The organism is Polyangium fumosum (assembly GCF_005144585.1).
In the GTDB taxonomy this organism is placed as follows: Bacteria; Myxococcota_A; Polyangia; order Polyangiales; family Polyangiaceae; genus Polyangium; species Polyangium fumosum.
In genome coordinates this window covers 1-15,797 of the sequence record NZ_SSMQ01000075.1, presented here as the reverse complement: position 1 = coordinate 15,797, position 15,797 = coordinate 1, and the positions used below count along the sequence as shown (strand labels likewise).

The 15,797-nt window shown below is 69.5% G+C and carries 14 protein-coding genes; 2 read left to right on the top strand and 12 right to left on the bottom strand.

Annotated features, from left to right (window positions below; all coding sequences use genetic code 11):
* Positions 1-2 precede the first annotated feature (2 nt).
* Complete coding sequence (locus E8A74_RS42760; protein ID WP_136934910.1) at positions 3-548, top strand: GNAT family N-acetyltransferase; 546 nt, start codon at positions 3-5, stop codon at positions 546-548.
* A 151-nt stretch (positions 549-699) separates the two neighbouring features.
* Positions 700-1,221, top strand: a complete 522-nt coding sequence (locus E8A74_RS42755) for a response regulator (protein ID WP_136934909.1) — start codon at positions 700-702, stop codon at positions 1,219-1,221.
* A 2-nt stretch (positions 1,222-1,223) separates the two neighbouring features.
* On the opposite strand, the gene E8A74_RS42750 is transcribed toward E8A74_RS42755, so the two are convergent.
* The 12 genes from E8A74_RS42750 to E8A74_RS42695 form a co-directional block, all read right to left on the bottom strand.
* Positions 1,224-5,396 carry an AMP-binding protein gene (locus tag E8A74_RS42750; RefSeq protein WP_170229804.1) on the bottom strand — a complete coding sequence of 1,391 codons (4,173 nt, stop codon included), beginning with the start codon at positions 5,394-5,396 and terminating at the stop codon, positions 1,224-1,226.
* Entirely contained in the window at positions 5,393-6,139 is a 747-nt protein-coding gene (locus E8A74_RS42745) for a lysophospholipid acyltransferase family protein (RefSeq protein ID WP_136934907.1), read from the bottom strand. The genes E8A74_RS42750 and E8A74_RS42745 overlap by 4 nt, the downstream gene beginning before the upstream one ends.
* Positions 6,140-6,141: 2 nt before the next feature.
* Positions 6,142-7,119, bottom strand: coding sequence for a class I SAM-dependent methyltransferase (locus E8A74_RS42740; protein ID WP_170229803.1), 978 nt, complete (start codon positions 7,117-7,119; stop codon positions 6,142-6,144).
* Between the two features lie 11 nt (positions 7,120-7,130).
* A complete protein-coding gene (locus E8A74_RS42735) occupies positions 7,131-7,772 on the bottom strand; it encodes a hypothetical protein (RefSeq protein WP_136934905.1) in 642 nt (213 codons plus the stop codon).
* The gene (locus tag E8A74_RS42730; protein ID WP_136934904.1) at positions 7,756-10,311 is read right to left on the bottom strand and encodes a PEP/pyruvate-binding domain-containing protein; all 2,556 of its coding nucleotides are present in this window, start codon (positions 10,309-10,311) and stop codon (positions 7,756-7,758) included. Before E8A74_RS42730 ends, E8A74_RS42735 begins: the two co-directional genes overlap by 17 nt.
* Entirely contained in the window at positions 10,308-10,889 is a 582-nt protein-coding gene (locus tag E8A74_RS42725; RefSeq protein ID WP_136934903.1) for a CDP-archaeol synthase, read from the bottom strand. Before E8A74_RS42725 ends, E8A74_RS42730 begins: the two co-directional genes overlap by 4 nt.
* A gap of 4 nt (positions 10,890-10,893) precedes the next feature.
* Positions 10,894-11,874: a fatty acid desaturase family protein gene (locus E8A74_RS42720; RefSeq protein WP_136934902.1), complete on the bottom strand. Its 981-nt coding sequence runs from the start codon at positions 11,872-11,874 to the stop codon at positions 10,894-10,896.
* A 13-nt stretch (positions 11,875-11,887) separates the two neighbouring features.
* Positions 11,888-12,661 carry a hypothetical protein gene (locus E8A74_RS42715; RefSeq protein ID WP_136934901.1) on the bottom strand — a complete coding sequence of 258 codons (774 nt, stop codon included), beginning with the start codon at positions 12,659-12,661 and terminating at the stop codon, positions 11,888-11,890.
* A gap of 59 nt (positions 12,662-12,720) precedes the next feature.
* Positions 12,721-13,194: a transcription elongation factor GreB gene (gene greB / locus E8A74_RS42710; protein WP_136934900.1), complete on the bottom strand. Its 474-nt coding sequence runs from the start codon at positions 13,192-13,194 to the stop codon at positions 12,721-12,723.
* 19 nt (positions 13,195-13,213) lie between these two features.
* The gene (locus E8A74_RS42705; protein ID WP_170229802.1) at positions 13,214-14,149 is read right to left on the bottom strand and encodes an AEC family transporter; all 936 of its coding nucleotides are present in this window, start codon (positions 14,147-14,149) and stop codon (positions 13,214-13,216) included.
* Positions 14,146-15,387: a hypothetical protein gene (locus E8A74_RS42700; protein ID WP_136934898.1), complete on the bottom strand. Its 1,242-nt coding sequence runs from the start codon at positions 15,385-15,387 to the stop codon at positions 14,146-14,148. The genes E8A74_RS42705 and E8A74_RS42700 overlap by 4 nt, the downstream gene beginning before the upstream one ends.
* Positions 15,388-15,525: 138 nt before the next feature.
* Positions 15,526-15,708 (bottom strand): hypothetical protein, encoded by a 183-nt coding sequence (locus E8A74_RS42695; protein ID WP_136934897.1) that lies wholly within the window; start codon positions 15,706-15,708, stop codon positions 15,526-15,528.
* Between the last annotated feature and the right edge of the window lie 89 nt (positions 15,709-15,797).

Sequence of the window (15,797 nt, the reverse complement as noted above, 5' to 3'; positions counted from 1 at the left end):
CCATGTCGGGCCGCCCTTTCATCCGCCTCGCGGACCGCACGGACCTCGACGGATTCGCCGATCACATCGTCCGCCACTCGGCCGAGAGCGGACGCGAGGGCTCGTTGCATTTCGCGATCTCGCGTTCGCCCGAGCGCGCGAGCGTCCGAGAGCACGCGCGGCAGCGCTGGGAGCGCGCACTGGAGGAGTCGCTCTGGGGCCGGTGTTTCCTGCTCGTCGAGCCTGTGCGGGGCTGGGTCGTGGGGCACCTCGAGCTCCGCGGCGGGCGTTTCTCGGCGGAGATGCACCGCGCGATCCTCGGCATGGGCATCGAGCGGGGGTATACGCGGAAGGGCCACGGCCAGCAATTGATGGAGGCCGCGATCGGCTGGGCGAAACGCACGGGCAAGGTCGCCTGGATCGACCTCGGCGTCTTCGAGCACAACCTCCCCGCCCGGAGCCTCTACCAGCGGATGGGCTTCGTGGAGAACGGCAAGCGCAAGGACGCGTTCCGGATCGATTCGGGGATGCAGGTGACCGACATTTCGATGTCACTCCGGATCGGCTGACATCGAATTCGGTAGCGAATTCGATGCCCTGAATGCGTTGTGTCCACGCCGTATCGTTGCCCATCCAGACGTACGGATACGTCATGGTCTATCCATCGTGAAATACGAAAGGAGTACGCGTACCTCCTTGACGGGCGACTTCCGGTGATGAATGACTCGATTGGATATGGTGGGGGAAGCGCGGATTTTATTGGTCGACGACGATCCCGTTTTCGGCAAGGAGGTGCTGCGGCGGCTCCTGGCCGAGGACCTCGACGCGGCTTTTCATCAAGGGCCGCTCGGCACGCTCCAGGCCGTACGGGCCACGCGTTGTGAGCTCGTCGTGATCGACGTCAACATGCCGAAGGTCGACGGTTGCCTTCTGGTGCGGATGATTCGTGACGCCTTTGGCCTCGGGCATACCCGCGTGATGCTCTGCTCCGACATGAGGTCGGACATGCTCGCCGCGCTCGCGAAGGCCCTGCATGTGCCTTTCGTCGCGAAGAGCGCGGGCCTCGACGTGCTCGTCGAGAACGTCCGCGCGGCCCTCGCGGAGCCCCGCGCGCGCGCCGACGACACGGCGGGCGAGGTGAACCTCGTCTGCGACAGCCCATGCATCCCGGCCCCGGTTCGTCCCGAAAGTCCCATGGTCGAGCGTCGTTGGCCGACGCCGCGCCGCGCGCGGGATCGCTGAGCTCATGCAGGCGGCGCAAACATCCGGACGAGCCTCCGCCACGTCGCCAGCACACGCCCGAGCCACGGCAGTTCGAACACCGGTGACACCACCGTGTACGTGGTTAAGCGATCGAAAAAGAGCCACGCGAGCGAAGCGCCGAACGCGGCACGCAGGACATCGTCATCGAGCCCCGGCGCGGCCATCTCGGCGTGCGCCCGCACGAGGGAAAACACCTCTTCCGCGCTCACCTCCGGAGACAACGTCCAGCAAAGAAGCTCCGCGAGATCCCGCGTCCCGGGCCCGAGCGCCGAGAGCTCCCAGTCATAAAGAACGATCTCCCCGTCCGATTCCCCCCGCCGCAATGCGAGGTTGCGCGGATTGACGTCATTGTGCAGCAGCGTCGCCGGCACCACGGCGAGCGCCTCGGCCCAGCCAACGTCGTCGAGCAGGGGCGCCGCCGCCGCCGCGACGTCCGCGTCGATCCGCGTCCGCGCGTGCCCGAAGAGGGCGTCCCAAAGCGACACGAGCTCCGCCGCGCGTGTCCCCGCGCCACGCGCCCAGGGCACCACGGACAGCGCCGCGGCAGGCCCTCGCAAAGCCTCATGCAATCGCCCGAGCCCCCGCACCGCTCGCCGCACGGCATCAATGGTCCAGGGCTCGGCGACTGCGTCGAGCGCGACCACCTGATCCCCTGGGTGCAATCGTTCGAGCACCAACGGAAGATCCTTCGCTGCTGCCGGCGAGGAGAAACAGCGAGGCCGCACGCGGGCGAGCGCGGCGTGGTTGAGCCCATACAACGCGCGTTCGCGGGTATGGGCGTCCGCGACATCGAGCCAATGACCATGCGTCTCCAGCGCAGCGGCGAGCGCGGGGCTCGAAGCACGCGCGACGCCGGTGCAAAGGGCGCGGAGCTCGTCGCCGCGGGCCGACGCTTTGAGGACGACGTCGAGGACGCGGCCGTCGTCGAGCGTCAATGTCGCCGGATACACGCCGACCGGGCGATCACAGAACCCGCAAGCAAGGCGGCTCAAAAGGCCGCTGCCCGTGATGGCTGGCATCACGCGGGCCGAGGTGACCTCATGCGATACGCCGTCGACCACGACCCGCCGAGGGGCCTGCGGGAGCGCGCGGGAGGCCGCGGTCGCGCGTGCGCCGCGCCGGGGCGGGGGCGGGAGCGCGGAGGCGGCTTGCCACGCAGCGACACGCTCGTCGAGGAAAGCAGGATCCACGGGCTCGGCCCCGCGGAAGGCAGGCGCAACCGATATCGATGCGCGACGCGAGCGCTCGAATTTCCGCAACGTGCCGGCGCGGAAAAACGGCCATAGTCCTCGCAAAGCTCCGCGCCGATGAAGCCCCAGGACCTCCACGCGGGCGAGCCACGTCTCCCACGGCATCAACGCGACATCGTACCCCGCGAGCGCCAGCCACGCGACCACCTCGCGGAGCCCACGCGACTCGTCGCCCACGTGGACGAGCGCAGGACCCGTTTCGACGAGGTCCGCCAGGACCCGCGCCAGGTGATCCCGTGGACAAACCGAAAACGGCAAATCGAGGTCCGGGGCCGCGCCCGCCTCGACGCATGCGCGGAGCAAAAGGGCCACCACATCATCCACGCTCGCCTCGCCGTCCCTCCCGCCGAGCACGAGCGAAGGCCGCACGATCGTGGCCGAGAGCCCTGCCTCTTCCCGCGCCCGATCCACGAGGAGCTCGGCCACGGCCTTCGAGGACGCATACCCGAGCGGCAAACGCGGGAGCCGCGCGCGGAGGGCCGCGGGGGGTTCGTCGTCGCCCAGGATGTCCCCCGGCGCAGCCGCGCCGTCGTGACATACGATCTGCGAGGACACGTGGACGAGCCGCGCCCCCGCGGCGGCGCACAGGGCAATCACCTCGGCCGTCCCGAAGGCATTCGTGGGCGCGAGCGACGAATAGGGCAAGACCCAGTTCACGGCCCCCGCCACGTGCACGACCCCGTCGAGCTCCGCGACGAGCGCGCGATACCGATCCTCCCCGAGCCCGAGCTTCGGCAAGGAGACGTCCCCGGCCAATCCCGAGGCCCCGTTCGCTCCCCTCGCCAGCACGAGCACGCGTTTGTCGCGCCGCACGAGCTCGGCGACGATGGCGCGCCCCACGAACCCCGTCCCGCCGGTGACGAGAATCGTTTCGCGGCCCGCTCGACGCGGCTCCGACCGCGGCAGGGGCCACTCGAGATCCTCGCTCCAGGGCGCATCGAGCATCCCCGTTCCCTCCACGAGAGCCCGCAAGGACGGCGCGCGCCCCCATACGTCGAGCGAAATCGTGCGACCCAGCAAATCCCCCAGCGCAGCCGCTGCGTCCGCGGCCTTCAGCGAGTCGAGCGGCAAACGCGCGGGCGGCGCCTCGACGTCGATTTCATCGAGCGAAAGCCCCGTGGCCCTCGCAAGCACGAGATGCGCCGCACGCAGCGGGCTCCCCTCCCCTGACAAAAGATCCGCCGCAGGAGGCGGACGGACGGGTATTTGGATCTCGCCGGCGCGCAAGAGCGCCTCGGTGGCCCGCCGCTGGAGCTTGCCCGACGACGTCTTCGGCAATGTGTGTTTCGGGACGAGCGCGACGTCGACGAAGATCCCATGCTCGAACGACACGGCGCGATGGACCGCCGCGATCACCGCGGCGCGGCCGGCCTCGCCGAGCCGATCGTCGACCTCACAAATCACGACGGGCCGCGGCTCCCCTCGCGCCGTGTCGTCCTCGCGCAACACGGCGCAGACGCAGCCCCGCCGGATCGCCGCATGCGCGCCCTCCGCCGTGCGCTCGACGTCGTGCGCGTGATGATTCTCGCCGCGAACGATGAGCACGTCTTTTTGACGCCCCACGATGAAAAGGCGGTCGCCACGTCGATAGCCGAGATCCCTGGAGCGCAAAAACGGCCCCGCCTCGCCGTCCGGACATGCGAGCGTCGCGCCAAACACCCCGCGTGTCGCCTCCGTGTCTTCCCAATATCCATCCGCGACGCTCCCGCCCTGGAGCCAGATTTCGCCGATGCGCCCGTCCGGGAGCGGCCGTCGCGTCTCCGGATCCACCACCCGCAACGTGACGAGCGGCGGGATTTCCCCCACGCAGACGACGTCGATCGTGCGCTCGGCGCCCGCCTCCTCGGCCTCGCCGCGCGCGAGCGCCGCGGCCGAAAGGCGCTCGACCGTGAAGGACGCGTGCGTCCGGCAGGAAGCGAGCACGGTATGCTCGGCGAGCCCGTAACAGGGAAACCACGATTTCGCCGAGAATCGCGATGGCGCAAACGCCTCCGCGAACGCGGCGAGCGTGCTCGCGCGAATGGGCTCGGCGCCACAATACGCTTGCGCCCAGCAAGAGAGATCGAGCGTTTCGCGCGCGGCCGGATCGATCTTCCGCACGCAGAGATCGTAAGCGAAGTTCGGCCCGCCGCTGCGCATCGCGCCGAATCGCTCGATGGCCCGGAGCCACCGCAGGGGTCGTTCCAGAAAAACCCACGGCGGCATGAGCCACGCCGGCCAGCCGCCGTCGAGCGGCAGCAGGATCCCCTCGATGAGCCCCATATCGTGGAACTGCGGGAGCCAGCTCACGGAGGCGCGCGGAATCGTCGGCGCGACGCCGTGGATGACATGCAAGTTGTGCGAGAGGTTGCTCCGCAGCACACGTACGCCTTTGGGCGCGGCCGTCGAGCCCGACGTGTATTGCAAAAAGGCGAGGCCATCCCCGCGCGGATCCTCGACACGACGGCGCGCGCGCGGGACCTCCGTCACGTCGATCCAGGGCAAACCCACGAGCGCGGGCACGGCATCATCGAGGATCGGGCGATAGGGCAAGATCACGGCCGTCGAGAGCACGCCCGCGGGCCCTGCATTCGCCACGAGGTGGCCGAGCCGCGCGAGGCTGCGCGCCGGCTTGTGAGGGTCGGGCGGGATGGCCGGCACCGCGACCCTGCCCGCGCGAAGGCAAGCGAGAAAGGCGATCACGAAATCGAGCCCCGGCGGGAAAAGCAGGAGCACCCGCGCTTCCTCGGGAAAACGCTCGACCAAGGCGGCGGCCACGTCATCGACGCGCGCGTCGAGCGCAGCCACCGTGAGCGAGGCGGAAATCTCCTCGCCGTCATCGAGAAACCCGAGCGCGAGTTCGTCCCCCCGCACCTCGGCGCGCTGGCGCAACTTCAGGGGCAGAAACGTGAATGCTTCGCTCACGCCGCTGCTCGCTCCGGGTTTGGCGCGGCGAGCTTGGCCTCGAAGGCCTGGAAGATGCCGCGCACGTCGTCGGCGTGCTCGCGGGCGGTCTCGGGCCGCCAGCCGCTCGTGTCGATCTCGGGCAAAACGTGGACGATCACCCTCGTCCGCGTCATGACCCAGCTCTTCCCGGGGTTCTCGGCCCGCGGAATTTCGAGATAAAGCGGTACCATCGGCGCCCCGAGCGCCGCCGCCAGGTGAAACGCGCCCTTGTTGAACGGTCCCACGCCGCCCGAGAGCACGCGTGTCCCTTCCGGGCTCAAATACACCGCATCGCCCGTCTCTCGGAGCACCTCGCACGCAGCGGCGAAGAGCTTGCGGCGTTTTTCGGTGTACGCCTGCGGCACCGTAAAAAACGTGCCGACACACACAGCGACGAGCGCGCCCGGCGGAAACACCCACGCGCCACGCTTCATGAAGAACCACGCGCGCGGCAAATGCAACGAGAGCAAGACGAAAAGATCGATCGACGAGGTGTGGTTCGAGACGTACACGACGCGGCGCTCTGGCAGCGGAAACACTGGCGCGCGCACTTCGACGGAGACGCCCGAGAGGCGAAGGACCACGGAAGCGGCCCAGGCCCCGAGCCCCTCGGCCGCGGCGCGCCTGCCGAGGAGAAGACGTACCAAGACGAACAGCGGCGAGAGGGCCGTGACGAAGCCAATGGTCAAAACGAGGGCGACGACGCCCCGAATCCGCTTCATGTTCACGGCGAAGTCCCCGACGACGGCCGTTCGAGGACGATCGTCTGCATGGCCAGGTTGAGCTGTTTTTCGAAGAGCAAGACCGGCGAAAGCGCAAGTTGTCCCGCGAAATACGGGCCGATCGCCTTGCCCACGTCGAGCCCCTTGCCACGCAGCACGTGGAACGCCGCACCCGCGAAGAGGTAAAAATAAGCCGGGAAGGCGCCCCAGGGCAGGTGGTCGACGATCGAGAGGCCGCTCTTCTCGCACATCGCCCGGAGCGATTTCCAATCGAAGAGGACCGTGTGTTGTGGCGCCTGGAGCCCCGGCCAGCGGTCCTTGAAGAGCCGGAAGCTCGTCGAATCGAGGCGCGGCACCTCGATGACGACACGCCCCCCGGGCGCGAGCAGGCTCCGCGCGCGCTCCAGCGTCTGGAGGGGCTCGTAATCGTGCTCCAGGAAATGCCACATCGTGATCAGATCGAAGCGAGCGTCGCCGAAATCGATGTCGGCGAGGACGCCGAGGCGAAAATCGACGCCTTCGAGCAGCGGATTTTCCCGGAGATCCTTGAAATCGACGCCAGTCACGGCGGCCCCGTGCTTCTTACGGAGCATCTGCAGGAAGCTGCCCACGGCGCAGCCGATGTCGAGCACGCGCATGCCGCGCCGGAGGGAGACGTACTGGCCACAAAGCTCGACCTTGCGACGATCGTGCCCGTTCATGCCCCATTCATAAAGCGGCGTGAACACGCCCCAATCCTTCTTTTTGCGATGGGCGATGTACTCGGAGTCGTAATACGCGCCGATGTCGTCCTGGAGGATCCGCGGACGCTGATAGGCGAGGTCACACGAACGGCACTGCACGAAGCGAAACCGGCCGGGTTTGCCGGTGAGATCGTCCTCGGCCTCAATGAGGAAATCGGCGTCGCGCCCGCCACAACCAGGGCAGGCATTGTCTTCCATGCGGGGCTTCGTGTCCGGGATCGTGGCCTCGGTCGTCATCGTCGTGTCCTTCATAGAATAGTGCGGTCGTGAAGCAGCCAGAGCGCAGCTCCACCGCAAAGACAAACCACGTCGACGAGGACCAGCGTGGGCCCGAGGGGTCCGCGGCGCGCGTCTTCGTCGTGCACCAGCTCGTAGGCAGCGACCACGCCATACAGTGTGATCGCGCGGCCGAGCGCCACGAATGGCGGCGTGTCGGGGAGGGCAAGGCTGAGCGCGAGCGCGGGCACCTTGAGCAGAATTACGTGGGCGAAGAGGCCACGCAGGTGGGGCCACGCGGCGCGCGCAGCAAAGCCGCCCTGGGTGGCGAGGACGGCGCCGAGAAACGGCGCGATCGCGACTCGGGTGAGCCCGATCGAGGCCGCCGTAAACGCGAGCCCGCCCAGCGCGTAGAGCAAGGGCTCGGTCGTGGAGACGCGTCGGCAAAGCGCGCGCTCGGGGTGGTGTTCTCGATCGTGCGGAAGATCCGCGACGTCGTCCCACAAGCGAAACGCGACGATCCCGAGAAACGCAATCATGGTCCGGTCAGAGAGCCTGCCGGTCCCGCCCGCGAGCGCGACGAAGAGCGCGAGCGGCACGAGCAGGTACCACGACGCACCGACGCGCTCGCGAAACCACGTGATGGACCAATGACCGTCACGCGAGCCGAACATGCCCCGTGTCTCCATCGACGACGATGTGGCGCCCGTGGGAGATCCGCGTGGTGGCCTCGGGGACGCCGACGACCGAAGGAATGCCGAGCTCCCGCGCGAGGATCGAGCCGTGCGAGAGCATGCCGCCGCGCTCGAGGACGAGGCCCTTCACCAGAAAAAACAGCGGCGCCCAGCCGGGATCCGTCTGGCGCGCCACGAGCACGTCGCCGGGCGCGAGCCTGCCCGCATCGGCGAGCCCGCCGAGCACCGCGGCGCGCCCCGAAATGCGGCCACCGCTCGCCGGGACGCCGCGCAGCACGCCGTCGTCGGCCGGGCGATCGGGCGCGGGATCCACGGCCTCGGCGAGCGCAGAAGGCGCGACGCACGTGCCCGCGGCGAGGGTGAAGACATCGGGCAGATCGAGCGCGGAGAGCGTGGCATGTTCGGCGCGGCGCGACGCGACGAGGGCGCGCACGTCGCTCGACAGACCGCGGCCCGCCGCGAGATCCACGAGCTCGTCGAACCGGAGGAAAAACACGTCGTCGTCGGCATCCGTGGTGCCCGCGGAGACGAGCCGCCGGCCAAGAGCGAGCGCGACGGCGCGCAGGCGCGTGTACAACAAGGCCTGCCGGAACCGCGCGCGCTCGCGGAGCTGCACGGAGGTCTGCGTGGCGAGCACGAGCGCATCGAAGAGCGGTCGCAAGGCGCGACGAGGTCCCCCGAGCCGCGCGCGGAGCCGCGCCGTCTCGCGTTCACGCTCGGCGCGCTGGCGCTCGAACGCACGCGCGGGGCTCTCGATGCTTGGATCCCCAACGGCCTCCACGTACCGCGAGAGCAACGGCAGAAGGCGGTCCGGCTCCTCCGCGAGCGAAGGCTCGGTGAGCAAGAGCTCGCCCGATCCGCGGAAGCCGAACCGATCGAGCCATTCATCGACGCGCGCGCCGAGCTCCGGGCCGAGCGCGCCACGAAACACGGCAAAGCTCCCCTCACACGCGGCGAGCGCCTCGCGCGCGGGTGCGTCCGCGCGAACCACGACCGCGAGCTCCCACAACGCGCGGAGCGACCACGCGCCGGCGACGTCGAGCCCCTTGAGGAGCGCATGATGCCGCGCCGCAGGGTCCTCCGCGCCGTGCCCGCTCGCGCCCGCGTCGTCGGGATCGATCACGCGGAGAAGCGTCTGCAACGCGCGATACGTGACAGCGGCCGCGCAGTCGGCGAGCGAGGCGTCGACCCAGCGCCGAAGTCGTACGTCGAGGATCGCTTCGAGCCCTTCGGCGAGCGCGCGTGCGGGCATCACCCCGACGTCGCGCGGATGGAAGCGCGACGCGACGTCATCCACCGCGCGCTCGAAGCGTGCCACGCGGGCCGGCAGATCACGATAGGCGCGCACCACGTGGGTGATCACGCGGCCGAGCGCCATGATCTCGTCGGCCACGCGCCGGCCCTCGGGCGACGAGGCGCCCGCGCCGACGAAGACGTCGAAGCTGTCCACCAACCAGTCGCCGAACGGCATGAGCCGGAGCACGGCGTGGATGTGCGAGAGGTTGTAATAGAGCCGCGCGCCGTGCGCGTCGACGATGCCCCGGAATGCCTCATCGTGGGCTGCGATGCGCGCGTGCTCGATCCCGAACGCGCGCGCCAGGTTGCGGAAATACGCGTCGTACCCCGCGCGGGCGAACGAGACGAGGAGCGGCGTCACCGGCGCCGGGAAGTTCTCGCTGATGTTCGCGTTCGACCACAAGAACGTGCGCCGATCCGTGACCGGACGGGCCTGCACAATCCAGAGATTGTCCGCGGGATCGACGGCCCACTCGAGGTCGAGCGAGAGGCCCCGCCGCCGTTCGAGCGTGGTCGCATGTCGCACGAGCGCGCGCGCGGCTTGGTCCGTCAGGGGAAACGGGCTCCCGTCCTCGGGCAAACGCTCGACGTGCACGATGCGTCGCGCGCCTTCCGCAGCGCGGCGATCGAGGCGAAAGGCGCCCGGCGTGATCGCGCCGTCGACGAGCGCTTGTCCGTGCCCGCGGCACCATTCGCCGCGAAGCATCACGCCGTCGGTGAAGAGGACGCCGGCCGCAGCGCTGGGCACGAGCCGCTGCACGACGACCGCGACGCCCTGCAAACACACCTTCCGGGCTTGCTCGTACGCGCGCACGCGCGCCGCCGCGCGCGACGCCACGCACCGACGCACGGCGTCGAGGAGCGCAGCGGGATCCGCGCCGTCGACCGGAAAAATCGATTCCAGCAGCCCCGCGAAGGCCGCCGTCGTCCCGTCCTCGCCGACGGCCGAGCTGCGCACGATGAGCGGCCCGCTGCCGAGCCTCTGGCGCGCCTCGTCGAGCGCCTCCATGCAGCGCGCCGGCACGGGTTTGCTCTCGTCCGTCAGCACAGCGGAAAACGCCGTCGTCAGGATCACGCCCTCGGGCACGGGCGCCCCCACGGCGCGTAGCTCCTGGAGCGATCGCCCCTTCCCGCCGACGAGCGCGACGTCGTCGATGGCATCGAACCCCCGCACGAACGGCGGCTTCCGGAGCACCGCCCCGATCCCCCCGCGCCCCCTCATCCCGCCCTCTTCTTCACGCCGAGCACCCACAAAAGGACGCTGAAAAGCCCGTGGATCGGCGGCCCGATCAAGAGGCAGAAGAACGCCGTTTCCCACGATAGTTCGACCACCAACGATGCACCGACGAGCGCGCCGACGACCGAGTCCAGGCGATCGGCCACGGCTGAGATCACGCGCCCCAAGCGGTGCTTCGGCGGCGCGCCCGGTGCGACGTCGAGCTGCCGTTTCACGAAGGAGTTCGGCAGCTCCCCGAGCATCAACCCGAGCGCCGAGATCGCGCCGAGCAGGAGGAGCCCCGGCAACGTCGAGGGCCACACGGCGAGGCCGAGGCGCTGCGCTGCGGTCCCAAGGCCGGCCATGGCGAGCGCGGTCGCGGGCACGATGACCACGAAGCCACGCGTGGTCTTGTTGTCGCCGAAGAGGCGCCGTCCCCGAAACGTTCGACCTCCATCGAGCGGACGGGTGAACCTTTTCGAGAGCGGATGCGCGAACCACGCGGACTGGCATGCGCCGCCGATGACGAAGCTCCCGACGAGGAGCCCTGCACAAGCGAGCGGAGAGAGCGCCGCGGATTCCATGGGGCTAGATCGAGAGGCCGGAGGTGCTCCGGTTCTTGAAGAGAAAGACCTCGGCCGGCACGGCCTTGGCGGCGCGGATCCAGGCCCACGCAGGCGCCTCGTTCGGCGGTGTCCACGGGATCTCGCGCAGGCGCGGGCCCGGCACGAAGGGAAAGACGTGGTGCAATTCGTGCGCGTCGAAGCCGGTCAGGACGAACGTCGAGAGGAACCCCGAAAACCGCAGCGAACGCGTGTACGGCGCCTGCTCGGGCGCGGGAATCGGCGTGACGTCGGCGCCGTGGGAGAGCTCGAGCGGGATGTGCGTGTGCTGGCTCAACATGATCACGTCCATCCACGCGAACCCGAGGAAAAGCCCGAGCCCGACGAGCCGCAGCAGCGCCGCGGGCCCGACGAACACGAACGCCGCGGCATAAAGCGCGAGCAAGGCGAGCGTATTGACGACGAAGGCGCGACGCGCGCGGGCCTCGGGGAAGAGCTGGAAGAGGCGCGGCAGGTGCCAGAAGCTCTGCGCCCGGTAGAGGAACGAAAACAGCGGGATCCAGGCGCGCCAGGCGATGTTGATCGCGGCGCGCTCGAACGCGCCGAGCGGGCGCGGGACGAGCGAGGAGGTCGTGGGATCCTTGTCCTGAAAGCCGGTCCATTTGTGGTGCATGCGGTGGATGGCTTTCCAGCTCGCATAAGGCAGCACCGAGATCACCGAGGCGAGGTGGCCGGCCACGGTATTCAGGCCCCGCGTCGCGAAGAGCGTGTGATGCCCGGCCTCGTGCAGCAGGGAAAACCATTTCACGAAGGAGACGGCGAACACGAGCTGCCCGATGAACCACGCGACCCACGACGCACACGAAGACAACCCGATCCCCGCAGCCGTGAGGGACACCGCGACGAACGTGTGCAGCGCGCCCTCGGCATCCCGCGGCCGGAGGCCCGTCACGGCGGCGTCGCGCGCGGACGGGGGACGGGCGGGAGGTTCCTTCGGGGGAGCCATGGCGCCGGATCGGTCAGAGCTGGCCGACGAGTGACAAACCTCGTTTGTCACGGTCGATCATGGGCAGGATGGTGAACGAGGGCATTGCGGACGTGCGCTTGCGTTTCGGCTCCGAGTCCGGCTCCTCATAGCTGAACACGGCGATGTCGACGACGGGCCAGGCGACAACCGAGAGGAGGACCAAGGGGAGGGTCATGCTCCGCGCCTCGCCCACATCGGCAATCATGGCGCTGACGACGGGCAACCCCACGTTGAGCCCGAGGCTCAAGAACCCGCGGCCGGTGTTGCCATGGACCCAGTGCACGATGGGCGCCGTCAAGCAATGCCCAGCAGCACCGACTCCCACCATCACCACGCCGATGTCTTCGGTGCTGTGGCTGCTGAACGTGAGCACGTAGCCGAGAGCAAACACGACATCGGAGGGGATGAGTCCGAGCAGCGTTTTCGCGCCGTACCATTGCCGTTTCGATGCCTCGGACGCTTTCGCATCTTCGAGCCTCCACCCGGGATAAGGCCCATAGGCCCACGGCGGCGGGGGCTGCATCCAGTAGGGTTGGGCCCACGGAGGCGCAGGCGGCGCGCCAAGCGTCGCAGGGGGAGCGGAAGTGGGTGCGGCGGGCGCGGACTCCGCAGCGGGCGCGGAATCGGAAGCGGGAGCCGCCGAGGGCGCGGGCGGAGCACTCATGGCGGGCGGCGCGAGCGGCGGCGGTGGCGCTGCACGCGCGGCGGTGGCGCCGAGGGCGGCAAACGCGACGGAAGCAAGCGGCAAGAAGACACGCGGCGGCATCGATGGCTCCGGTCCGTCAGGCAGCACGCCACGACGGAAAACGCGGACATCGTATCACCTCACGTGTACTTGACGCTCACGATCTCCATCTCGATGTCGCCCGCCGGACGACGTACCGTCACCACGTCCCCCGGCGCCTTGCCGAGCAGCGCCCGGCCCACGGGCGACTTCCAACTGATGCGCCCCGTCTTGCTGTCGATCTCGTCCTCGCCGACGATCCGATAGGTGTGCCGCTTGCCGTCCTCGTCCTCGACCTCGATGGCAGCGCCGAAGAAGACCTTGTCCCCCTTCTGCTCCTTCGGATCCACGACGACCGCGCTCTCGAGCCGCTTCGTGAGGTAATGCATGCGGCGGTCGATCTCGCGCAGCTTCTTCTTGCCGTAGATGTACTCGGCGTTCTCGCTCCGATCGCCCTGCGCAGCCGCATCCGCGACCTCCTGGACGATCCGCGGCCGGTCCACCGAGCGCAGCCGGCCGAGCTCCTCCGACAGCCGGCGCGCCCCCTCGGGCGTGATGTAGTTCGGGTTCGGCACGGCCGCGACCTTAGCAGGGTCAGGGCCGCGTGACCTCGACGATCCAGGCGACCAGAGGCAACGTCGCCATCGACGCGAGGGACGCGAGCGTGCACACGGCCGCCGCGAGCGGACGATCACACCCCGTGAGCGCGACGATGATCACGCTGGCGAGCGCCGAGGGCATCGCCGCCTGGAGCACGGCGACGGTCGCGAGCGGATCGGACACCGAGAAGACGCGGACGCAGAGGAGCGCGACGGCCGGCGCAAACAAGAGCTTCACCGCGCAGATCGCGATCGCCGGCGCGACGCGGCCCGAGAGCGCGCGCACGTCGAGCGAGAGGCCGAGCGAGAGGAACACGAGGTACGTGGTGGTGCGTCCGAGCCCTTCCATCGTGGTGAGCAAGAACGGCGGGATCGGCAGGTGGAGCGCATGCGCGAGCGCGCCGAGCGGGACGGCGAGGACCAGGGGCTTGCGAAAGGTGCGCAACGCGGCTCTCGCGTCGAACGCAGCGCCGCGGCCGAAGCGCTCGGCATAAGCCTGGCCGAGGGTCCAGAGCAGGATCGTCGTGATGACGAGGTCGATCATCATGGCCGCCGAGCTCGCCGCCGCGTCGCCCGGGAAGAGCGTGAGCAGGAGCGGCAACCCGAGGAAGCCCGTGTTGCTGAAGGACGCGACGATCCCCGCGCTGCCGATCGCACGGGCGTCGAGGCCAAACGCCCGCGCCACGGCAGCGCCCACGCCGAGCGAGGCGAGCAGCGCCATGGCCGACCACGGCAGCACCCGCGCCGCGCCCCAGTCCATGCCGTCCCGCGCGAGCACGGCGAAGAGGAGCGCGGGCATCGTGACGTCGACGACGAGCCCATTCAGCACGTCGGCCTCACGCGCGCCGAGGCCCCGCACGCGCGCGAGGACGAAGCCGAGGGCCAGCACCAGCGAGAGCCCGCCGAGGAGCGGTCCGAGCGCCTGCGTCATCGCGCGGGGGGCGAAACCTTCCCGCATTCCGCCACGAAATCACGGGCGGCCGCCTCGATCGGGCGCGCCGCGCCTTTCTCGTCCTTCCGCGGATCCCATCCCGTGAGATCGGCGAGCGTGGCCGTCGCGGCTTCCTGCTGGCGTTGCCAGGCGTCGATGCGCCCCTCCGGCCTCGGCGCGCCGAGCCATTCGAGGATCGACGGCACGAGGGCCCGGGCCCCGGCGAGGCTGGCGAGCTGCAGATGCGCCGCGCGCACCCACCACGCACCCGGCTCGGCGGACTCGACCATCGCCGCGAGGAACCGCTCCTCGAAGAGCTTGAGCACGTCCCCCGACGCGGGCCCCTCTTGCCACGACAGTTTGTCGACGAGCTGCCCGATCTCCGCGCCGGCCCGCTGGAGCGGCAAGTACCGGCCCTGGCCATCGCTGCCGATCGAGTCCGAGTACTTCTTCTCCACGGCGCGCCCCGCCGCGTCCTCGAGACGCACGAGCACGTGCATCGACGACGACGAGCCGAACGCAGCGAGCCCGGTGAGCCCCGACTTCGGCAAGATCTCGCGGATCGTCGTGTGGAGCGCCGCGCGCACGGAGGGCATCTTCGCGGCCACGGCGTCGGTCGAGATCTTCGCGCGCAACACCTGGAACGGGGGCATCTTCGGGTTGCTCACGAACGGCGACGACTCGCGGATCCCGATCACGTCGTACGAAGCGTCCGCCGGATCCGAGCGGGAGATCTGCACGATCTCGAGCTGGTTGCCGTGCCCGGCGCCATGCTCGTACACGAGCTTCGTGATGGGCTGATCGAGCCCGTCACATCCGAACGAGACCTCGACCGTGCTGCCCGGCCGCGTGGGCTTGTACTGCGCCCGCATGTCGGCCGTGATCGATCGCTCGGCCGCCGTATCCTTCGGGCGACACGCGAGTGGCTTGGGCTCGGTCGCGGGCTTCGGCGTCGCCGAGAGCGGCGGGAAAGGCCCGCCCTTCGCGCAGCGGTTCGGCTTCTGCGACTCGGGCGCCTTGGGAATCGCGTCGCCGGGAACCTTGTCGCCGCCGACCTCCTCCCCGCCCTTCGCCGCCGCGCCAGGGCCCGGCGTCGTGGGCACGGTGTTCCCTCCACCGGCGTCGCTCGCCGCCCCGCCGCACGCCACGAGCCCGAGGACCAGCCCCAATCCCCCATGCCTCATGCGCCGCATGAGGCTGCGTATCACGACGCTCCGTTCGCGCACAAACGCATCCATCGTTCCCTCCGAGCCATGACGACCCGTGCCTCGAACGACAAGGGAATGCGGGCGTGGTTCCGCGGGAATTGTGAGGATCTGAGACCCGCCGGAGCGGGAGGGCGGGCGCGGCGGAGCCTCGCTCGCGGCGCTTCGGCCTCAGTCCACCACAGGCGGCTGGGGGCCCGGGACGATGCCGGCAATGTCCGGATCTTCACCCGGCGTCTGATCGCCGCGCGTGTCCTTTTCCTTGCGGCGCTCGAGCTTGTTCGCGGACTTCTCGCGCTGCTTTTCCTGACGCGCGCGTTCCTTCTGGCGCTTCAGCGCTCCCTGCCTCTGCATGCAGCTTTGCCTTTCGCTTGGGGTTCTGCGCGTCCCGAAGGACGTGGGGGAGGAGAAACGTGTCGGCGCGGCGGGGCCTCCCGGCAACC